At 68.7% G+C, this 19,226-nt stretch carries 16 protein-coding genes and 1 pseudogene; 5 read left to right on the top strand and 12 right to left on the bottom strand.

What is annotated here, in order from left to right:
• Positions 1 to 139 precede the first annotated feature (139 nt).
• Positions 140 to 2,962 (top strand): pitrilysin family protein, encoded by a 2,823-nt coding sequence (locus tag DAT35_RS49230; RefSeq protein ID WP_108076313.1) that lies wholly within the window; start codon positions 140 to 142, stop codon positions 2,960 to 2,962.
• Between the two features lie 118 nt (positions 2,963 to 3,080).
• Here DAT35_RS49230 and DAT35_RS49225 read toward each other — a convergent pair whose 3' ends face one another.
• The 3 genes and pseudogenes from DAT35_RS49225 to DAT35_RS62570 form a co-directional block, all read right to left on the bottom strand.
• Positions 3,081 to 3,821 carry a hypothetical protein gene (locus DAT35_RS49225; RefSeq protein ID WP_108076312.1) on the bottom strand — a complete coding sequence of 247 codons (741 nt, stop codon included), beginning with the start codon at positions 3,819 to 3,821 and terminating at the stop codon, positions 3,081 to 3,083.
• Positions 3,818 to 4,660 (bottom strand): AAA family ATPase, encoded by an 843-nt coding sequence (locus DAT35_RS49220; RefSeq protein ID WP_233262166.1) that lies wholly within the window; start codon positions 4,658 to 4,660, stop codon positions 3,818 to 3,820. Before DAT35_RS49220 ends, DAT35_RS49225 begins: the two co-directional genes overlap by 4 nt.
• A gap of 297 nt (positions 4,661 to 4,957) precedes the next feature.
• Positions 4,958 to 5,179, bottom strand: a pseudogene (locus DAT35_RS62570) (AAA family ATPase); the annotation flags it as partial.
• Positions 5,180 to 5,306: 127 nt separating this feature from the next.
• Between DAT35_RS62570 and DAT35_RS49215 the strand changes: the two are divergent.
• Positions 5,307 to 5,999, top strand: coding sequence for a hypothetical protein (locus DAT35_RS49215; RefSeq protein WP_146210202.1), 693 nt, complete (start codon positions 5,307 to 5,309; stop codon positions 5,997 to 5,999).
• A 71-nt stretch (positions 6,000 to 6,070) separates the two neighbouring features.
• Here the strand turns inward: DAT35_RS49215 and DAT35_RS49210 are convergent, their stop codons facing one another.
• The 4 genes from DAT35_RS49210 to DAT35_RS49195 form a co-directional block, all read right to left on the bottom strand.
• Positions 6,071 to 6,880 carry a hypothetical protein gene (locus DAT35_RS49210; protein WP_108076309.1) on the bottom strand — a complete coding sequence of 270 codons (810 nt, stop codon included), beginning with the start codon at positions 6,878 to 6,880 and terminating at the stop codon, positions 6,071 to 6,073.
• Positions 6,881 to 6,960: 80 nt separating this feature from the next.
• On the bottom strand, positions 6,961 to 7,521 hold the full coding sequence (locus tag DAT35_RS49205; protein WP_108076338.1) for a Uma2 family endonuclease: 561 nt from the start codon (positions 7,519 to 7,521) through the stop codon (positions 6,961 to 6,963).
• Positions 7,522 to 7,754: 233 nt separating this feature from the next.
• Positions 7,755 to 8,042, bottom strand: a complete 288-nt coding sequence (locus tag DAT35_RS49200; protein WP_108076308.1) for a hypothetical protein — start codon at positions 8,040 to 8,042, stop codon at positions 7,755 to 7,757.
• A gap of 37 nt (positions 8,043 to 8,079) precedes the next feature.
• Positions 8,080 to 8,874 carry an alpha/beta fold hydrolase gene (locus DAT35_RS49195; RefSeq protein ID WP_108076307.1) on the bottom strand — a complete coding sequence of 265 codons (795 nt, stop codon included), beginning with the start codon at positions 8,872 to 8,874 and terminating at the stop codon, positions 8,080 to 8,082.
• Between the two features lie 230 nt (positions 8,875 to 9,104).
• Between DAT35_RS49195 and DAT35_RS49190 the strand changes: the two genes are divergently transcribed.
• The gene (locus tag DAT35_RS49190; RefSeq protein ID WP_108076306.1) at positions 9,105 to 9,851 is read left to right on the top strand and encodes a hypothetical protein; all 747 of its coding nucleotides are present in this window, start codon (positions 9,105 to 9,107) and stop codon (positions 9,849 to 9,851) included.
• 21 nt (positions 9,852 to 9,872) lie between these two features.
• Here DAT35_RS49190 and DAT35_RS49185 read toward each other — a convergent pair whose 3' ends face one another.
• Positions 9,873 to 11,516: a radical SAM protein gene (locus DAT35_RS49185; RefSeq protein ID WP_233262165.1), complete on the bottom strand. Its 1,644-nt coding sequence runs from the start codon at positions 11,514 to 11,516 to the stop codon at positions 9,873 to 9,875.
• 102 nt (positions 11,517 to 11,618) lie between these two features.
• Positions 11,619 to 11,801 (bottom strand): hypothetical protein, encoded by a 183-nt coding sequence (locus tag DAT35_RS49180; RefSeq protein ID WP_146210201.1) that lies wholly within the window; start codon positions 11,799 to 11,801, stop codon positions 11,619 to 11,621.
• Between the two features lie 134 nt (positions 11,802 to 11,935).
• Here DAT35_RS49180 and mnmG point away from each other — a divergent pair, with 134 nt between their 5' ends.
• Both mnmG and rsmG read left to right on the top strand, forming a co-directional pair.
• On the top strand, positions 11,936 to 13,792 hold the full coding sequence (gene mnmG / locus DAT35_RS49175) for a tRNA uridine-5-carboxymethylaminomethyl(34) synthesis enzyme MnmG (RefSeq protein WP_108076304.1): 1,857 nt from the start codon (positions 11,936 to 11,938) through the stop codon (positions 13,790 to 13,792).
• A 98-nt stretch (positions 13,793 to 13,890) separates the two neighbouring features.
• Positions 13,891 to 14,556: a 16S rRNA (guanine(527)-N(7))-methyltransferase RsmG gene (gene rsmG / locus DAT35_RS49170; protein ID WP_108076303.1), complete on the top strand. Its 666-nt coding sequence runs from the start codon at positions 13,891 to 13,893 to the stop codon at positions 14,554 to 14,556.
• Between the two features lie 534 nt (positions 14,557 to 15,090).
• On the opposite strand, the gene DAT35_RS49160 is transcribed toward rsmG, so the two are convergent.
• The 3 genes from DAT35_RS49160 to DAT35_RS49155 all read right to left on the bottom strand — a co-directional run bounded on the left by DAT35_RS49160 (position 15,091) and on the right by DAT35_RS49155 (position 17,570).
• Positions 15,091 to 15,828, bottom strand: a complete 738-nt coding sequence (locus DAT35_RS49160) for a hypothetical protein (protein WP_233262164.1) — start codon at positions 15,826 to 15,828, stop codon at positions 15,091 to 15,093.
• Positions 15,829 to 16,193: 365 nt separating this feature from the next.
• Positions 16,194 to 16,349, bottom strand: a complete 156-nt coding sequence (locus DAT35_RS59525) for a hypothetical protein (protein WP_158502196.1) — start codon at positions 16,347 to 16,349, stop codon at positions 16,194 to 16,196.
• 270 nt (positions 16,350 to 16,619) lie between these two features.
• Positions 16,620 to 17,570 (bottom strand): hypothetical protein, encoded by a 951-nt coding sequence (locus DAT35_RS49155; RefSeq protein ID WP_108076302.1) that lies wholly within the window; start codon positions 17,568 to 17,570, stop codon positions 16,620 to 16,622.
• Between the last annotated feature and the right edge of the window lie 1,656 nt (positions 17,571 to 19,226).

The following is a 19,226-nucleotide window of genomic DNA, read 5'->3' as shown; positions in this document are numbered from 1 at the left end:
CGCTCACACCCGGCCCCGCTTCGTTCAGCCCTGGGCGATGGGTTCTTCCCACCTCGGCGGGAACATGGCCCGGGCCCGTCCGGTTGGTAGCCTCCAGACGCTGTTTCCGTCCCCTCCTTGCGAAAGCAGGCCCTTGCGCATGTCCCTACCCTCCCGCGTCCGCCTCCTCGTCGCGGCCCTCCTGGTCGCCTCCGCTCCAGCGCTCGCCAAGGGGCCTACCCCCGCCGCGCCCGCCGCCAAGGCCGCTTCACAGCCGCGTGACAAGTCGAAGGCTGGCTCGCTCGCGCCCTATACGAGCGTCGAGGGCATCACCGAGTACCGGCTCGACAACGGGCTGCGCGTCCTGCTCTTCCCGGACCCGACCCGCTCCACCGTCACCGTCAACGTCACCTACTTCGTCGGCTCCCGCCACGAGGGCTACGGCGAGACGGGCATGGCCCACCTGCTCGAGCACCTCATGTTCAAGGGGACGCCGAGCCACACCAACGTGCCCCAGGAGCTCACCCAGCGGGGCGCCCGCCCCAACGGCACCACCTGGCTGGACCGGACCAACTACTTCGAGACGGTCCCCGCCTCGGACGAGAACCTCTCCTGGGCGCTGTCCTTCGAAGCGGACCGCATGGTCAACAGCTTCATCGCGAAGAAGGACCTGGACAGTGAGATGACGGTGGTGCGCAACGAGCTGGAGAAGGGGGAGAACGACCCTTCGCGCATCCTCTCGCAGCGGGTGATGAGCGCGGCCTACCTCTGGCACAACTACGGCAAGCCCACCATTGGAGCGAGGGCGGACCTGGAGCACGTGCCCATCGAGCGGCTCCAGGCCTTCTACCGGAAGTACTACCGGCCGGATAACGCGATGCTCGTGGTCGCCGGGCACTTCGAGCCGCAGAAGGCACTCGCCGAGGTGCAGAAGACGTTCGGCCGGCTGCGCAAGCCCGCCGAGCCCCTGCCCGTCACGTATACAGAGGAGCCCACGCAGGATGGCGAGCGGCTCGTCACCCTGAGGCGCGTGGGGGACGTGAGCGCGCTGTCCGCCGTCTACCATGTGCCCGAGGGCGCGCACCCGGACTTCGCCGCCATCGACGTGCTCACGCACATTCTGGGCAATGCCCCCTCGGGCCGCCTCTACAAGGCGCTCGTGGAGACGAAGAAGGCCTCGAGCGCCGGGGCCTACAACTTCCAGCTGCATGACCCGGGGCTGCTCGCCTTCTCGGCGGAGGTGCGCGAGGGCCAGTCACTGGACGCGGCCCGCGAGGCGCTGGTGAAGACGGTGGAGGAGGCGGCGCGTACGCCCTTCACCCCGGACGAGGTGGGCCGGGCGAAGACGGCGCTGCTCAAGTACGTGGAGCTGATGCTCAATGATTCGGAGAGCGCGGCCATCCAGCTCTCCGAGTGGGCGGCCATTGGAGACTGGCGGCTGTTCTTCCTGCACCGGGACCGGATTGAGGCGGTGACGCCCGCGGACGTCACGCGCGTGGCCGAGCAGTACCTCAAGCCGTCCAACCGGACGCTGGGCCAGTTCATCCCCACGGCGAAGCCGGAGCGGGCGGAGCTGCCGGAGCGGGTGGACGTGGGGGCGATGCTGGAGGGCTACAAGGGCCGGGGCGAGGTGGTGCAGGGCGAGGCGTTCGACCCGTCGCCGGCGAACATCGAGAAGCGGGTGCAGCGCGCGCAGGCGGGCAACCTGAAGCTGGCGCTGCTGCCCAAGAAGACGCGGGGCGAGATGGTGAATGTGACGCTCAACCTGCGCTGGGGCACGGAGAAGGGGGTGTGGGGGAAGAGTGACGCGGCGGACTACGCGGGGATGATGCTCATGCGCGGCACGAAGAAGCACAGCCGCCAGGAGCTGCGAGACACCTTCGACAAGCTGAAGGCGCGGGTGGGCGTGGACGCGAGCGCCACGGGAGCCAATGTCTCCCTGGAGGTGCCGAGGCAGAACCTGGCCGAGGCGCTGAAGCTGGTGGCGGAGGTGCTGCGCGAGCCGGCGTTCGACGCCAAGGAGTTCGCGCTGCTGAAGGAGGAGCGGCTGGCGGCGTTGGAGGCGCAGCGCAGCGAGCCGAACACGCAGGGGCGGATTGCCTTCTCGAGGGCGCTGTCGCCCTACCCGAAGGGGCACCCGTACTACGCGGACACGCTGGAGGAGTCCATCCAGGGGGTGAAGGACACGCCGCTGGAGCAGGTGCAGGGCTTCTACCGGGAGTTCTTCGGGGCCTCGCAGGGCGAGCTCGCGGCGGTGGGCGACTTCGACCCGGAGGCGTTGAAGAAGCAGACGGCGGAGCTGTTTGGAGACTGGAAGAGCCCCTCGCCGTACGCGCGCATCGCGGCGCAGCCGTACAAGACGGGGACGCAGGCGCTGGTGCTGGAGACGCCGGACAAGGCGAACGCGTTGTTCCTGGCGGGCCAGGGGCTGAGCCTGCGGGATGACAACCCGGACTATCCGGCGCTGGTGCTGGGCAACTTCCTGTTGGGCGGAGGCTTCCTGAACTCGAGGCTGGCCACGCGGGTGCGGCAGCAGGAGGGCCTGTCGTACGGGGTGAACAGCTCGCTGAGCGCGGGGGCGATGGATCCGGTGGGCGCGTTCTCGACGTTCGCCATCTACGCGCCGCAGAACGCGGCGAAGCTGGAGACGGCGGTGCGCGAGGAGCTGGAGAAGGCGCTGGCGAAGGGCTTCAGCGCGGACGAGCTGGAGAAGGCGCGAGCGGGGCTGCTGGAGTACAGGAGGACGGGGCGAGCGGATGACGGAGGGCTGGCGAGGACGCTGGCGGCGTACCTGTATTACGGACGGACGCTGGAGTTCGACGCGGCGTTCGAGAAGAGGATGAGCGAGCTCAAGCCCGAGGACGTGCGCACGGCGCTGTCGAAGTACCTGGACTGGAAGAAGGTGACGGTGGTCAAGGCGGGGGACTTCGCGGGAGCGGAGAAGAAGGCGAAGGCCCCGGTGCCGACCCCGCCGTCGCCGTAGTCCCAATCCCAGACACCGGGGAGGCAATCCCTCTCCCTTCGGGGAGAGGGATGGGGCTACTCGGGTCGCGTTATCCTTCATGCGCTCTCCTCCCCTACCGCGCTCGCGGGAGCGGACGTCAGCGCAGGAAGGCGCGGGTCATCGAGGCGTACTCGGCTGAGTTCTGCTGCATGCGCTGGAGAAGGTCCTGGGCCTCCACGGCCTCCGGACCCCCGAGCTTGACGAGGTTCCGGAGCGCCTTCACGTAACCCAGACGGTCCCTGCGGCGCTCGGCCAGCGCTTCCCGGCGCAGCCCGAGGGTGCGAATCGTTGCCTCTCCGCGAGCGCTGCCCTGCACGGCGTAGGGCACCTCTTCCCGGAACGAGATGAAGGCCTCGGGGTCGTCCACCGCCGGGTCGAGCAGCAGTGGGTCCTCCGCGAGCACATCGTCCTTGTGGTTCCGAGCCCGACGCGCGGGAGTCTGCAAGGGAAAGAGATTCCGCTTGAACTGCTGATTGCAGAGCGTGCAGGACAGGAACAGGTTCACCCAAGCGTAGGCGAGCCAGTAGTAGCCGGGCTTCCCGAGTGGCTCACCCTCCTCCTGACGCCATCCCGCCTTGGGGCGGAAGTGCTCGACGTCTCCGTAGGCGATGTGGACGAACTTCGATTCGCAGAAGGCGCACTTGCCGTGCTGGGCCTCGAGGAGCGCCTGCTTGACGGTCGCATGGCCGTAGAGGCCCGAGTCGAACTCGAACGACTTCGTGCCCGCCTCGTACGCCTGGGGGTCACGCGAGTACGCCGCGCTCATGGAGCGCCGAGAGGTGGCTCCTTTCGTCCGAAGGACCGCGGGCGGCTCGGCGGGCTTGCGGACGCGGATCATTTCCGGTCATCCCCCAGGCGCTCGGCGGCGCGGCGGATGAGCTCGAGGGCCTCGCGTTCGGTCTTCGTCTCGCCCGTGGGCAGCGGGCCGATCGCGGACTCCAGCTCGCGCAGACGGGCTTCGTCCCTGGCGGTCAGCCGGGGCTTGGAGAGGAGCGCGGTCCGTTCCGTGAGGAACTCCTCGATTTGCGGTGGCCGAGCCGTCTCCAGCCCGAACAGGTCGCTCGTGAGGATTTGATCCACCCGCCAGCCCCGGATGGACTCCACGTCGTTGTCGATGACGACGTGGTCCCCCTCGCGCTTGAGGACCACGATGTTCGCATCCGTGGCGCTCTGGACGACGAGCGGGCTGTGCGCGGTCACGATGAACTGGGTGTTGGGGAACCGCTCGGTCAGGTATCCGATGAGCTGGCGTTGCCACGTCGGGTGCAGGTGGAGGTCGATTTCATCGACGAGCACCACCGCGGGTTCAGCCAGGGGGTTGGCGCTCTCGGGGTAGCGCTCGAACAGGCGGCTGGCGAGGTCCACCATCCAGGCGATGAGCGTGCGGTATCCCAGGCTCAAATCACGCATCTCGACCCAACCGTAGGGGGTCTGGATCTCCACTCGGGCTGCCGCATGACTTGAATCGGGAGGCGCGAAGCGCAGGTCACTCACTTCCGGGAGCAACTCGACCAGGAGTTGCTTGATGCGCTCGCGCTTCGCTTTGGCACTGCCCTGTTCGGTTGATTCCTTGCTGGCGGCGTAATCCGCTTGCAGGAGCCACTCCTCCGCGTTCCTCAGCGGCACATCCTCGAAGAAGAGACTGTCACTGGATTGGGACTCTTTCGGAGCTGACAATGAACCAGCCCCCATCCGGCGAGTCGCTCCGTAGCCGTAGCACATCAGATGGTGGAAGGGCTCAAAGTAACCAGTGCAAGTGAATCCATTCCCGCCAGGTTTCACTTCGTACATCAGGTCGGCGTGTTGTTCTTGTCCATCATCCTCGATCGGCCTTCCACCCATGACCGCGACGGCCAAACGAGCTTTATCCGCCTGGTGACGAACTGGAGCCCATTCCAAACGGTGTGCCTTGGGGAGGTAGAAAACGTGCTGATCAGATACTAGCCGAGCAGGTTCAAAGCTGGTGAGGGCTTGCAGCAGAGTCGTCTTTCCAATGCCGTTGTTGCCGAGAATCACCGTCCACTGTGCCGGGCGCCCCTGGTTATTGGAGAGCCGTAGGGTCTGCTTGGGCCCGAAGCAGCGCACGTTCTCGAGCGTCAACGAGAGGAAGTACACGGGCTGGACGGGGGTCTTCTTGGGCGTGCCCGCTCCCCCGCGTTTCCCCTGCCGTGCTTTTCCCTGTGCTCTCGTGGTCATGTCGTTCCTCGAAGGGGCCCATTCCGGCGTCAGACGCGGCCGGTGTACCACGACGTTGGAGCCTGCCCCACCCGGGTTGTGCCCTCTTTGACGAGGTGCAAACCTCTGCGTGCGCAGGGGGACCCCCATGAACCTGGGCATCGAGCAGGAAGAGGCGGCGTTGTTCTCGGAGTGGCGTGAGCACCTCGCACAGGGCAGGCGTCCCTTCTACCCGGATGGGATGGCCCAGGGCTCCTCGTACTGGAATACCCATCCCCGGGTGCTTTTCCTCCTCAAGGAGGTCAACGCGGACGAGGACGCGGCGCCCTGGAACCTCTTCGACGTGGTGGGGGATGGCAGCATCGGCCCGACGTGGACCGTCATCTCCTATTGGACCCATGGCATCCACCGGGGCGGGCCCTCCTGGGAGGATGTTCCCGCCGCGACCGTCGCGTCCCGGCGCGACGCCATTTCGAAGATCGCCGTCGTCAACCTCAACAAGTGTGGCGGCAGGGCGACCAGCGTCGACTCGGAGCTATGGGCCGCCGCGTATCGGGACCAGCAGTTCCTCCGCCGGCAGCTCCGCCTCTACGCTCCTCACATCATCATCGCCTGCGGTGTCGGGGACATCGCCAAGCACATCCTCTTCGATGAGCACTGGAGCCAGTGGGAGAAGACCCCGAACAACAAACTGTACTGGCTCCGTCCCAAGGCGCTCGACACGGTTCTCGTCTGGACGAGCCACCCCCAGGCCCGGCGCCCTCATCTCGAGATGTACAGGGAGGTCGTGGAAGGGCTGAGGGAGATCCACATGCTCCCAGCGAGCAGCTCGCCCCGGTAGCGAGTCCCTCCCCCGCGGCGCAATCCTCGCGGCAACGGAGAAGCAGGCTGCGACCAGGTTCCTGGGGTGCTTTACGGCTGGAGGGCGCGCGGCTCTGGAGGATTGGCTCCCACCGGCATGTAGCATTTGCCCTCGTGCTCGGCCGTGCCCTGGGAGCAGGGGGCATCCTGCTTGAGCTGTACCCAGCAGCCGCCATGAATCTCCACCTCACGGCCCTTCAGGCACGGCGGCGTCTTCTGCCCCTTGAAGGGTTTGTCCGGCAGGGAATAGGCGATGAGGTCGAGCTCGCCGTTCTGGCCGTTGACGAAGGTCACCTCTTCCTGACGCGTGCTCCCAGCCACGCCTGGCTTCGTCTCCGAGGACTCGGGAGGACGTAGCCACAGCGCCACCGCCCCCAGCGCGAGTGCCGCCGCCGCGATGGCTCCTGCCCTCGGCCAGTGGCGCCGCGAGGCCGAGTGCCGCCGCGAGGCCGTGTGCAGTCGGGGGGCTGGGTGTGGCCGTGAGGCCGAGTGCCGCGAGTCCGTCACCTCGGGCCCGCTCGTCAGGTGCTGGTTCGCGTCCGCTCTCTCTTCCACGCGCTCCACCGCGCACGTCACCAGGTCCAGCACCTCCGCCAGCTCCGGCAACTTCCCCGAGATCGGTGCTTGCTCCACCTCCAATATGACCAGGGGTGGCTCCACCTGTGACGTAGCCCTCACCTGCCAGGACGATCGCGGCCTCCAGTTCGGCTTGCTCCCCGGAGTCAGCACCAGCACCGCGTTTCCCGTGGTCTTGTTGCGCGCCTCGTACAGCCTGCCCAGTCCCGGGCGGATGCCCCGGTAGCGCTGTACGATGCGGAAGAGCTTCGGTGTCTCTCCGCTTCCGTCGCGGTTGTCTCCCATGTCGACTCTCCTGATAAGGTGGGGCAGCGCAGCTTACCTCGGGAGTCAGGTCCCCTGAAGAACTTCCCTCTCGGGACGGGTCAGCGTTCCCAGAGCATGCCCAGCTCCAGCGACAGGGGCGTGAAGGGCTCGGCGTGCACGCGGGCCTGTCCGGTGTGCGTGCCCTGTTGCTCCCAGCGGCGGCCTTCCAATCCGTACACCTCGAGCGATTGTCGCAGCGGGTCCACCAGCCACAGGTGGCGCACGCCCTCGCGGGCGTAGACCTTCATCTTCTTCTCCCGGTCCAACACCGCAGTGGACGGAGAGAGCACCTCGCACACCCAGTCCGGCGCGAGCGTGAAACCCACGACGCCCGGCATCTCCGGCATGCGCTCGCGGCGCCAGCCGGCCAAATCCGGCACCAGCACGTCCTCGCCCAGGTGCAGCTCGGGTTCGAAGAGGAGCAGCCAACCGCCCGGGCCTCCCCTACCCTGGTCAAAGGGTCCATCGAGTTCGTAGTGCAGAGCCCCCTTTGCTCGAGCCTGGAGTGAGGCCGGCCGGCGACTGACATACAGCTCGCCGTCCACCAGTTCGGCCACGAGGTGCGGTGGGAACGCCTCCAGGTCCGCGTAGGTCGCCTTGCGCCTCTGGCTGCCGCCCATGTCTGGAGCATGGGCCGCCGGGCGTGCCTCTTCGACGGGGTTCCAGGGCGTCTTGCTGGATTCAGGATCCATACGAACAGGCTACACCTTACTTCCAACATCAAGTAGCCCCACCTCCCCAGAGAGGTTGTCTGCCGTCATCCAGCGGGGGCTCGGGCGCGTTCGCGAGCGGTCGGCGCCCCGGCAGGTCACGGCTTCCCCGCCGGTCCTCCGGGCCGGTGCGGCGGTGGGGGCTACGGATGCTTGTAGCTCTGCCGGGTCTGCTCGGTGGCGCTGATCGCCCCTCCGGCGGCGGCCGCGGCCCCGACGATCGACGCATTCTGCTCCGCGTCCTTCGGTTGGCACACGCACCCGGCCGAGTTGCTGATGATGACCACCGCCGTGAGCTTCATGTCCAGGTCGGCGCAGTGCGCGACGCACTCGGTGGCGCGCTCCTTCGGTACCGTTCCATAGGTGGCCTTCGTCGTGGTGACGCATCCGGCGGACAGCAGGCAGAGCAGCAGTGACAGTGTCTTTCGCATGTGAATCCTCTCAGGTGTGGCTCGAGCGAGGCTCCGTTCAAGCTCTCGCGGAAGTGATGGAGGCGAGGAACCCGTCCAGCGCGGTGTTGAAGGCCTCGGGCGCGTCCATCATCAGCCAGTGGCTCACGCCCGAGAGCACCTTCACCTGCATCCTCGGCACTCGCAGGTGCAGGGCGAGTGGCCCGGCCTGGGTGACCGTGGCTTCTGCGGCGATGTCGAGGATGGGGCCCGGGTAGCGCGCCAGCACCTCCTCCGGCTCCAGGTCGAACAGGCTCAGGATGGCGCTGCTCACCACCTCGCGTGGCGTGGCCCGCAGCGAGTCCATCACCGCCTGGTGCGTCTCGGGCCTCGCGCCCTGCAGCATTGACTCGAACCAGCCCACGCGGAACGACTCATAGTTCTCGGGTTTCAGGCCCTCGCGCAGCGGCGCGAGCAAGTGGGGCGGAATGTGCTTCACGCTCGGGCCCGGGTCTCCGAGCACCAGTCCCACCACGCGCTCGGGGTGGCGCGCCGCGTACTCGCCCGCCACCGCGCAGCCGAAGCTGTGCGCCACCAGCACGAAGCGCTCCAGTCCCAGCGCATCCGCCACCGCGCCCACGTCCGGGACATGGTCCGCGTACCCGTAGCGGCCCGCCGGGTCCGGGTCCGATTCGCCCATGCCTCGCAGGTCGAAGGACACGCTGCGCTGCTTCAGGTGCGCCTGCTGCGCCGCCCACTGCGTCCGGTTGCCGCTGTTGCCATGAATGAAGAGGACGGACAGTCCGCCCTCGCCCGCCGTGGTGACGGCCAGCTGCCCCACGGCTCCCCGCACGGTTCTCGTCGAGAAGGTCATGCCGCGAAGCTACCCGGCTGTCTTCCGCGTGGAGGTTCCTTCCCTCCACCCGTGTCGGGTTCCGGCTTGTGTTGTGTGGTAGCGGGTCTTCTCCACGGCTCGACTTCCAGGGGCTCGTCCTCTCAGGGGTCCTGCGTGCTCCCTCGCTGCGTGATGTCCCCGCCGTTCATGGCTGGGGAGGTGCTCTGCCTCGCGCCGGAGGGGCACCGGCCGCGCGCTAGACTGGCGCGATGGCGGAACGCATGCGGTGTGGGGTGTGGCTGCTCCTGTGGCTCGTGCAGACCGGGTGCTTCGCGTGGGCCGTGCCCCCTCTGGAAGCACAGGTGGGCTTCGGTCCGGCGTGGGACTCGCGCACGGGCTCGCTGCGGAGCGTCCCGAGCTATCACGCCTCCATTCCCATCTCGGGCTGGGAGCCGTGGTCGCGGCATGTGGGCCCCGCATGGGATGTGCAGGCGGGCTATCTCATCCAGCCCCTGCCGGAGCAGCGCGTGGTGCACGGACCCCTGCTCGGGCTGGGGTACCTCATCCCCGAGGAGAAGGACCTGTCCAACGTCGCCACCTCCCCCTTCGGCGGGGACGATGTCGCCCGGCCCGGGCGTCCCCAGCCCCGGCGCATCCCCCTGAGCGAGGTCGTCTTCTTCCGCTACGGCGTGCACGGGCAGGTGCGCGCCCTGTTCGGAGATGGCGCGGGGGTGGAGGCCGCCCTCCAACACTCGGTGGAGTGGGCCCGCTATGTCGATGGTGTGTCGGGTACGGGCCCCGAGAGCATCCTGCGGGTCGCCAACGGGTGGCTCGGCTACCAGTCGACGGGGCTCTTCCTCGAGGTCAGCGCGGGAGTCCAGGGAGGGCAGCCCCGGTGGGGCGTCTGCGCGGGGCTCACCTTCCGCACCCCGGCCGCGGGCGGCTTCGGGTACGTGGATGCGGACAGGCTCCGGAAGCTCGACTGGGTGAAGAAGGTCAACGACAGCCGGCGCTGAGCCCACCCGGGGCGGGCGCGCTCACGTCTCGCACAGGCGCGCGACGCTGGCTCCGGGTCCCTTGCCGCTCACGTGCTCGAGCCAGGCCTGCGCCACCCTGGCGCGGAAGCGCTGCGCATAGCCGTCGCAGAAGTTCTTGTAGAGCGTGCCGCTGGCTCCCTCCGCGAGCACCGCGCAGCCTCCGCCACACGACGTCGCGTAGCGGCACTTGCGGCACACGGGGTTGGACACCACGTTCCTCCCCCGCCACGCGTGCAGCTGGGTCCGGTTCATCAACACCTCTCCGGACTCGGTGATGTGGCCGATGCGCTGCCGCGCATCCCCCGTGCGCTCCCAGCACGCGTAGATGTCCCCGAAGGCATCCAGCACGTACATGGCCGTGTGCGCCCCGCAGAATGCCGTGCTCAGGCCGGTGTCCGCCGTCTGCTGGTCGAACACCCGCCGGGCCCTCGCCTGGAGCGAGTCGTCCGTGAGCGAAATCCGGCTCACGCCCGGGTGCTGCTGGCGCAGCTCCTCCATGGCGCGCGTGAGCTGCCACGAGGTGAAGGTGGTTTTCGCGTCCACGTTGCCGTTGGCGGCGTGGATGGGCGCGACGTAGGCGGAGAAGTGGCCGTGTCCGCTCCAGCCGCGCGCCTCGAACAGCTCCGCCAGCGTGGGCAGCTGGGAGATGTTGCCCCGGTCGATGTTCATCCGCACGTTCACGTTCACCCCGCGCTCCAGCGCCAGGGTGATGTTGCGCGCGATGCGCTCGAACGAGCCCGTGCCATCCGGGTAGATGCGCCGCCGGTCGTGCTCCTGGGGGACTCCGTCCAGCGTCACCTGGAGCGTGGCGAGCATCTCCGGGCCGAGCAGGTCCTCATAGGCCTCGAGCTCGGTGGCGTTGGTGACGGCGCTCACGCGCACCTTGCCGCGCTCGCGCATGCGCTCGAGGAAGTACTGGAGGATGGGGCGGCTGCGCGCCAGCAGCGGCTCGCCGCCGAAGAAGGTGATGCCCCGGGTGACGTTCGCGTCCGCCGCGAGCCCGTGCGCCGCCTCGATGTTGCGCATGCCCACGAGCAGCCGGTCCACCATGCTCCGGTCCATGACGCGCAGCAGGTGCGAGTACCTCGCGTCCGTGCGCATGTGGTCCTGGAAGCAGTAGGGGCAGCGCAGGTTGCACTGGTACGTCGGCATCACGACGTAGTGGGGCGCTCGGCGCAGGCTGGCCAGGTGGTGGCGGGCGCTCAGCTTGACGAAGAGGGCCTCCTCCTCCTCGAGCGTGAGCGTGACGAGGTAGCCGCGTTGCTTGAGCAGGGCGATGCTCTCGTCCGAGGGCCGGGACACCTCGCCTTCGATGGGAGGCTCGGGCGTCCAGGAGCCGTAGAGGGGATTGGGGGCGTGGCGGGCCTCGAGCGAGCGCAGGTACGTCGCCACGCGCTTGGAGACCAGGTCATACGCCCCGGTGTAGGCCTGGACGAGCAGCATGTCGTCGGGGTTGCCGGGCAGGTCCACGTAGAGGGTGTAGCTGCTGGTGCGCAGCGTGCCGCGGCCCTCGAGCTCGCTCGCCGAGAGCTTCAGCGGCGCGACTCCCGGAGGCAGGAAGGGGGTGGTGGGCAGCTCGAGCGGCTCGAGCCGCACCATGTCCTCGAGTCCCTGCTCCGGGGTGCTTCTGGGTTGCGTCGACATGTGGGGACCTCTCCCGACGAGCGGCTTCAAACGCGAACGCCGGGGAGAGAGCCCGTCCCTCCCCGGCGTTGCCCGTGAATCACTGGCTCCGAGGCCCGCGCCTCAGGCGAGGTTGGGGCAGTTGGCGCGGCAGTTGGGCTCGCACGCGTTATCGGTGGGACAGCCCGAGACGTCGCCGATGGCGCGGCCACCGAGGACCTGGTCCAACGCCTCGTCCTCGAGCTCCACCAGCGACGAGATGTCCCGTACCACCGGGTTGAAGCTCACGATTTCCTTCTTCGTCACGTCCGTCTCCTCTCCGTGGCCGTTCGGCGCGCCCACCCCTGGAGTGCTCGGCTGGAGGGTGGACGGACTCGAGAGCTTGGACCTCGAGGATGGAATCGTCAATGAAAGCGGGTAAAGCAGGGTTGAGAGACACCATGCACCTGAAGCACGGATATGACGTCATCGTGGTGGGCCTGGGGCACGCGGGCTGCGAGGCCGCGCTGGCCTGCGCGCGCATGGGCCTGTCCACGCTGGGACTGACCCTCAAGCGCGAGCGCGCCGCGGTGATGAGCTGCAACCCCGCGGTGGGAGGCACGGCCAAGGGCCACCTGGTGCGGGAATTGGACGCGCTCGGCGGGGAGATGGGCCGGGTGGCGGACCTGGCGGGCACGCACTTCAAGACGCTGAATGCCTCGAAGGGCCCGGCGGTGCAGGCCAGCCGCGTGCTGTGCGATCGCGAGGCCTACGCGCGCACCATGCAGTCGGTGCTGTGGGCGCAAGCGAACCTCACGGTGCACGAGGCCGAGGTCTCCGCCGTGGTGGCCGAGGGCGGACGCGTGGCGGGGGTGGTGCTCGGGGACGGGACGCAGGTGGAGGCGAGGGCGGTGCTGCTCACCACGGGCACCTTTCTCCAGGCGCTCATGCACGTGGGCGAGAAGAAGGAAGTCGGCGGGCGGCTGGGCGATGAGGCGGCGAAGGGGCTGTCCGAGTCCCTGCGGACGCTCGGCTTCACGCTGGGCCGCTTCAAGACGGGAACGCCGGCGCGCCTGCTGCGCGACAGCATCGACTGGGCGGCGCTCGAGCCGCAGCCGGGAGACGTGCCTGCGCGTCCGCTGTCGCTGCGCACGAAGTGGGCACGGGGGAGCGAGCCCTTTCCGAACCAGCCCGCGGTGACGTGCGCGCTCACGTACACGACGGCGCGGACGCACGAGATTCTGCGCGGCAACCTGCACCGCTCGCCGCTGTTCCAGGGGGAGATTGTGGGGCGAGGCCCGCGCTACTGCCCATCGCTGGAGGACAAGGTGGTGCGCTTCTCGGCGCGGGAGCGGCACCTGGTGTTCCTGGAGCCGGAGGGCCCCGAGTCCCCGCTGGTGTACCCGGCGGGGCTGTCCACGAGCATGCCGGCGGAGGTGCAGCTCGAGTTCCTGCGGACACTACCGGGGCTCGAGCGGGTAGAGGTGGCGCGGTACGGGTACGCGGTGGAGTACGACTACGCGCCGCCGACGCAGCTGAAGCAGACGCTGGAGACGAAGCGGGTGGAGGGCCTGTACTTCGCGGGGCAGCTCAACGGGACGAGCGGCTACGAGGAGGCGGCGTTCCAGGGGTTGTACGCGGGAATCCAGGCGGGGCTGAAGGTGAGGGGAGAGCCGGAGCTGGAGCTCGGGAGGGACGAGGCGCACGGGGCGGTGCTGGTGGACGAGCTGGTGACGAAGGGGGTGGACGAGCCCTTCCGGATGTTCACGAGCCGCTCGGAGCACCGGCTGAAGCTGAGGGAGGGGAACGCGGACCTGCGGTTGGCGAGGCACGGGGCGCGGGTGGGACTGGTATCGCGCGAGGTGCTGGAGCGGGTGGAGGCGCGAGGGCGCGCGGTGGCGGACGAGGTGGCGAGACTGAAGCGGACGGGACTGGCGGCGCGGCTGAAGAGGCCCGAGGTGACGTACGCGGGGCTGGCGGCGGAGAAGGCGGAGGGGTGGCCGGAGCTGGAGGAGGACGTGGTGGAGGAGGTGGAGGTGGAGGTGAAGTACGAGGGCTACATCGCGATGGCGCAGAAGGCGGCGGCGAGGGAGGCGGAGGCGTGGGACGGGTGGAGGATTCCGGGGGACTTCACCTATGGAGAGGTGAGAGGACTGTCGGCGGAGGCGGTGGAGAAGCTGGAGAAGGTGAGGCCGGCGACGGTGGGGCAGGCGAGGCGGATACCGGGGCTGACGCCGGCGGCGTTCTCGCTGTTGCTGGTGGCGCTGAAGAGGGGGGGGGTGGGAGGCGGCGGAGGCCCTCGCGAGTGCGATGTCTGATCGCACAGGGGGGTGTGGAGAAGGTGTGGGCAACTTTGTGGAAGCCCAAGGTGCGAGTCATTTCGAGGGGTTGAGACCCCGAGCAGGGAGGGCTGGCTGTGGATAACGCGCGCTTCGCCGATCAGATTCAGCAGGGGAGCAGGCAGTTGGGGGTGGAGGTGGAGGGGGAGGTCGCGGGGAGGCTGCACCGGCTGATGGGCGAGCTGCTGAAGTGGAACGCGAAGGTGAACCTGACGGCGATAACGGCGGAGGAGGAGGTGTTGGAGAAACACTTCCTGGACTCGCTGGCGGTGTTGCCGGAGGTGGAGGGGGCGGGGAGCGTGCTGGACGTGGGAGCGGGGGCGGGGTTCCCGGGGTTGCCGCTGAAGATGGCGAGGCCGTCGCTGGCGGTGACGATGGTGGACGCGGTGGGGAAGAAGGTGGGCTACCTGAAGGCGGTGATCGCGAGCCCGGGCCTTGGGCTGACGGGAACGAAGGCGGTGCACACGCGAGCCGAGGGCAAGCCGGAAGCGGAGGGGCTGCCGAGAGCGGACCGGGTCATCGCGAGGGCCTTCATGGACCTGCCGGACTGGCTGGACCTGGCGCCGGCGTACCTGGCGGCTGGGGGGAGGGTGGTGGCGATGCTGGGGAAGGCGCAGCCGGAGGAGGAGTTGCGGGCGCAGGCGGAGAAGCGGGGGCTGAAGGTGGTATCGGCGAGGGCGTATCGCCTTCCGTTTTCGGGGGCGGAGCGGCAGGTGGCGGTGTTTGCTCGGGAGCGGGAGTAGGGCTGGACGGGGGAGGGGAGGCGGAGGAGTCCTCCTCGGGAGGAGAGGGAGCCTCCGCCACCACCTGGCCCTGGGGCGTGACCGCGTACTCGTACCATCCATCGAGCACGCGCACGCTCGGGCCGCCGCATCGATCGAAGCGTTGGTCCACCAGCACGTAATACAAGCCCGGGGTCGGGCCCGTGTAGACGGCGACGTCCAGCCCCTGCTCCGGGGTGTCGCATCCCCAGAACAGATTTGGAAACGGGTTGGTCCTCACCATTTCGCGAACCGCGGCCGCCGCAGCGAGCGCGGCCCTCGCGTCCATGAACGGGACGACGTTCTTGCCTGAGTAATCAGCGGGCCACTCGACCTTTCCCTTCCAGGCCGTGGCCGGCGTGACACATCCGGGAAGCACCGCTGCCAGGCCTGCGAGTGCATACGCCTTGATCATCTCGTTCTCCTGAAGTGCACCTGGACTGAGGACGCTTCACCCCACGGGTGCACCAGCGTGTCTGAGTCCCATCTCCCTGGCTGTCGCCACATGATGGGCACCTACTCACGCAACAAGCTCAGAGGTTCGTCGCATTGAGGCGCGCGGCTGTCCCTGCGAGGGGTGCAGCGCCCGAGGGTGACCCAGCCGGTCTTCACCGCGCTCCACTGTTGGATTTCGCCCGTGGGGAAATAGCGCAGGTAGACGCGTGTGCCGTCCTGGCGTTCGGCCACCAGCGCCGAGGCCATCTCGATGTCCGTGTTTTTGTGGACGGCCGGAGCCGGGTTGCCCGGAATCAGGCGGACTTCCGCCATGGCCACATAGGGTTTGAATGTGTCCGTGGGCCACGCTCTGAGATCGAGCGACGAGGGAGCCGCGCCGCAGGGATGGTTGTGGACGTAGCCCACGACCCATACTTGCGAGGCCGGGTAGTCCTCGTCCTTCACGACGAAGAACGGGTTGCAACGGTTGTGGGTTCCCGGGTTGGGCTCGGTCACGCGCCAGGAGAGGGAGTCGCGGTCTCCGGCGACATACACGGTCGAGCAGTACTCGGTGGACAGGCCGGGGATGGGCCGCTTCGACATCGGGTCACAAACCCTGGCACCCGGGCGCTTGAGGAGCGCGTCCGCCACGTCCTGGAGCAGGCTGATGGGAATGGAGGTGTCTCCCGTGGGCATCTCCACGGCGGGCACCTCCGACCACGGCCCCCTGGCGATGGTTTCGTCCGAAGTGGTGGGTGGGGATGAGGTGGAAGTGGCGCAACCCAAGGCGAGCAGGAGCACCAGAACCAGGCACTTCATGAAGGATTCACTCTCGTGGACGACGCGATGAAGAACACGGGAGACCGCTGTTCTCCATTGTGCCACGGGGACAGTTCGCCGAGGACAAGCGGCGGCACTCCCAGCGCCGGTCAGCTGCCCGGGTCTGGTGAGCGCGAGCTGAAGCGCTGAGGGCGAGGCGCCAAATCCCCCTACATTTGAAGGAAGGAGTGCCGGTGCCCGAATGCCTGGCGTGAGCGGGAGCGTGGCTGCATCGGCTCCGGCTCCAGGCGGGCCACGAGATCCACGATCTCGACGCCGCCCCTTCTCCTGAGAAGCGGAGCGCATAGGGCGTTTCGCTATTGGCTGGTTGAACCTCGGAAGAGGAGCGACGGACCCATGAAGATTCAGCTGAAGGAATTCACGATGACGTTCGATGGCCCGATGGGCTCACGGAGGACGAGAACGCCGTCCCGTGCATCGAAGTCGGGGACGAGCTCGCCGCGGCGGAGACCTCCCTCCAGAGGTGGGCCGAAGTCCGCGGCGGTCAGGCCGGGTTTCATGTCGATGCTGCTCGGGGTGTTGGCGCTGCTCGGCGCGCTGGTGCTGTGGAGCGGCGTGAAGTGGGGCTCCCGTGATGCTGCTGCTCCGCATCGACCGCAGTAGCTCGGTGGTGATGACCGGGACCCTCACGCCGGTGGCGCACGACGGACCGGTGCGGAGCGAGTAGTCCGAGCATCCGCGCATCAACCCCACGTCCTCCGGGAGAGGGGACGTGGGGCGGGCCTCCCAGGAAGGGCGCGGCAGCGAAGGAGTCGAGGCGCGCTGCCTGCTCAGAGGTGCTTGGGAATCTCGGAGAGGGGAGGGAAGCCCCAGCGCTGGCGCTCCGAGTCCGGGACGGAGGGGTCCACCGTGTAGAGCTGGGGCGGGCCGCCCTCGGGAGGCGTCTTGTACTGGGTGCCGAAGCGCTGAGGCAGGCCCGCGTTCATGAGCCAGCGGTCCCACGCGGCGGCGGCGAGCCACATGCCTCCGGGGTGACCGCGCCGTGCGGCCTCGGCGGCGAGCTCGCGAGCGCGGGCGTGGTCCTCGGGGGCCTTGCCGTGCTGGTACACGAGGGCGGCGGCGAAGAAGTCCGCGGCCACGCGGGCCTCGCCAGCGGCGATCAACGCGTCCACGCGCTGCCGGCGCTGGGTGTCGCGAGCGGAGACTGCCTTCCACGCCTCGGGCGTCTTGGGGGGAGGCCGGCGGTCCGACTGATCCTCCTCCACCAGGCGCTTCAGCTCGGGGTGGGCGCCCACCTCCCAGGCGGGGGTCGGGAGCGAGGGGATGCGCTCGAGCAGGGCGGTGAACTCCGGAAGGGAACGCAGAGGCGCGAGGTCCTCATCCGCGCGGAGGTACGCGGCATCCCGGTAGCCATTCTCTAGCGAGCGCTCCAACCAGGAGAGGGCCTCGGCCTGGGCGCCGAGCCGCACGGCGGCGATGGCGGCGTTGTAGCTGGCGAGCCGGTCGCGGTTTCCCACCTCCCAGGCGTGCCGGTACAGCGCGAGGGCCTGCTGCGGCTCCCCGCGGCTGAGCAGGGCATAGGCACGCTCGGCGTCGAGGTGGCCGGGAGGAAGCGGAGCGGGGGGCGCCATGTCCGGGAGTGCGGGCTGCGAGGTGGCCGTGGCGGGAGGAGGCGCGAGCGGAGCGGAAGGGGAGGGGGCGTGGGCACAGCCGGAGAGCCAGACGCCGAGCGCGGCACAAGAAGAGAGGGCGACGCAGCGGAGGGACGTGAACAAACGCATGTCGGGACCGGGGAAGGAGGGTGGAGGCGCGGGCCCGGAGTACCGCGCGAGCGAAGGTGCCCAGAGGAGGGGAAGAGTTTCATTCCACGGTCCAGGTCCCAGCCATGAATGGGGAGGAGGAGGCGGGGAGCCGGAGGGCGACCCGGGTGAGGGAATCGAGCGTTGAAGTCCCTCGATGGGGGCCTTGAGACGACGCCGCGAGTTCCCGGGCCACGTGATGCCCGGTGAGGCGCCTGCCCGCGGTGCAGTTCCACGTGGAACAAGCATGAGGAAGAAGTCTCTGCCGAGCGAGCCTTGGGGGGAGGCGGAGCTGGGCTCCAAGCATGGGGCGGGAGCCATCCTGCCGCCGGACGCGGGTTCCACGTGGAACGCCGGCCCGAGCTGGAGGAACCCGGAGTCGAGTCGCTGGACCCGATGCTCCGAAGTCCCGGGCGAAGCCCTCTCTGTCCCCAGAGGCGAGTTCCACGTGGAACATCGGCGAGAGCGAGAGGTCGAGGGACCCGAAGCCAGTGCTTCCTGGGCCCGGTGCACCGCAGTCCCGGGCGAAGCCGCTCTGCCGGCGGAAGTGCGTTCCACGTGGAACGTGGACCCGAAAAGCGGAGCAGATGCCCTCGGAAGCATGGCCCCGAGCTCACGGGGCGGAGCCCTCCAGTGGGAGGGAGCGTGTTCCACGTGAAACGCTGACCCGAGACGGAGGGAGCCGGAGCCAGTGCGTCCTGGAGCGGGTGCACCGCAGTCCCGGGCGAAGCCGCTCTACCGGCGGAAGTGTGTTCCACGTGGAACGTCGGCCCGACAGGGAGGAAGCCGGAGCCAGTGCTTTGCTGGAGCCGGTGCACCGCAGTCCCGGGCGGAGCCCTCCAGCGGACGGAAGCGTGTTCCACGTGGAACACGCCCGAGGACCAGACAAGACGCGGGTGCCCCGAGCCAGGCCCTGTCCAGGCAGGAGAAGACGACCTCGGCGGGAGGAGGACGCCTCCCATCAGGACCTGTTCCACGTGGAACGCCGGTCCGGGCCGCTCACGGCCATTCCGAAGAAAGGCAGCCGCCGGGTCCGAGTCGGCGACACGGAGTCCGCCTGGAGGATTCGCAAGAAGCCGACCTGTGCGCAGGGGGCCTTCCGAGCTCCGATGAAGTGGGCGGTCCAGGCGTGCACGACGGAGCCCGGAAGCGTGCTCATCGGTAATCGGGTGGTCAGCCACCCCGACAACTGGGTGAGGCCGCACCAGACCTCCGTCACTCCTGCGGTGGTTCGCGACATCGTGAGACGGGCCCTGGTCGCGGGTTGAAGAGGGCAGGGGCGGTCCTCCCCCGAAACCGGCTCCGACCGTCCGGACTGCTGCCCGTACCCGAGGTGGCGAACTCCTTCCCTGGAGGCGTGTTCCACGTGGAACAGGGCGGAGGGGGATGCGGAGAGGGGGCCCGGGGACAGGCGCGTGTTCCACGTGGAACAAGGTTTGGGGAAGGGGAGGGTCCCTTTTCAGCCGGGGGACCTCGTGAAACCCGAACGCGGCCCCAAGCCCAAGGTGATGAGCGCCCCCGCGACGAAGGCGTGTTCCACGTGGAACAAGGTTTGGGGAGGGGACGAGGGAGGGCGCCGTCTCGGCTGGGCGAGTCACGTGGATCGCCGACGCTGCAGGTGCGAGGGTCCTTCCATCC

This window comes from Vitiosangium sp. GDMCC 1.1324 (genome assembly GCF_003044305.1).
Taxonomy (GTDB): Bacteria; Myxococcota; Myxococcia; order Myxococcales; family Myxococcaceae; genus Archangium.
Note: the sequence above shows the minus strand (reverse complement) of the source record. Positions and strands in the feature narration are given on the sequence as shown.

Excerpts from the sequence above, each read along its gene's own strand:
- DAT35_RS49200 (WP_108076308.1), bottom strand. The coding sequence starts at position 8,042 with ATGCGAAAGACACTGTCACTGCTGCTCTGCCTGCTGTCCGCCGGATGC.
- DAT35_RS49195 (WP_108076307.1), bottom strand. The coding sequence starts at position 8,874 with ATGACCTTCTCGACGAGAACCGTGCGGGGAGCCGTGGGGCAGCTGGCC.
- DAT35_RS59525 (WP_158502196.1), bottom strand. The coding sequence starts at position 16,349 with ATGAAACCCGGCCTGACCGCCGCGGACTTCGGCCCACCTCTGGAGGGA.
- DAT35_RS49205 (WP_108076338.1), bottom strand. The coding sequence starts at position 7,521 with ATGGGCGGCAGCCAGAGGCGCAAGGCGACCTACGCGGACCTGGAGGCG.
- DAT35_RS49225 (WP_108076312.1), bottom strand. The coding sequence starts at position 3,821 with ATGATCCGCGTCCGCAAGCCCGCCGAGCCGCCCGCGGTCCTTCGGACG.
- mnmG (WP_108076304.1), top strand. The coding sequence starts at position 11,936 with ATGCACCTGAAGCACGGATATGACGTCATCGTGGTGGGCCTGGGGCAC.
- DAT35_RS49215 (WP_146210202.1), top strand. The coding sequence starts at position 5,307 with ATGAACCTGGGCATCGAGCAGGAAGAGGCGGCGTTGTTCTCGGAGTGG.
- DAT35_RS49230 (WP_108076313.1), top strand. The coding sequence starts at position 140 with ATGTCCCTACCCTCCCGCGTCCGCCTCCTCGTCGCGGCCCTCCTGGTC.
- DAT35_RS49185 (WP_233262165.1), bottom strand. The coding sequence starts at position 11,516 with ATGTCGACGCAACCCAGAAGCACCCCGGAGCAGGGACTCGAGGACATG.
- DAT35_RS49190 (WP_108076306.1), top strand. The coding sequence starts at position 9,105 with ATGGCGGAACGCATGCGGTGTGGGGTGTGGCTGCTCCTGTGGCTCGTG.
- DAT35_RS49160 (WP_233262164.1), bottom strand. The coding sequence starts at position 15,828 with ATGAAGTGCCTGGTTCTGGTGCTCCTGCTCGCCTTGGGTTGCGCCACT.
- DAT35_RS49155 (WP_108076302.1), bottom strand. The coding sequence starts at position 17,570 with ATGCGTTTGTTCACGTCCCTCCGCTGCGTCGCCCTCTCTTCTTGTGCC.
- DAT35_RS49210 (WP_108076309.1), bottom strand. The coding sequence starts at position 6,880 with ATGGGAGACAACCGCGACGGAAGCGGAGAGACACCGAAGCTCTTCCGC.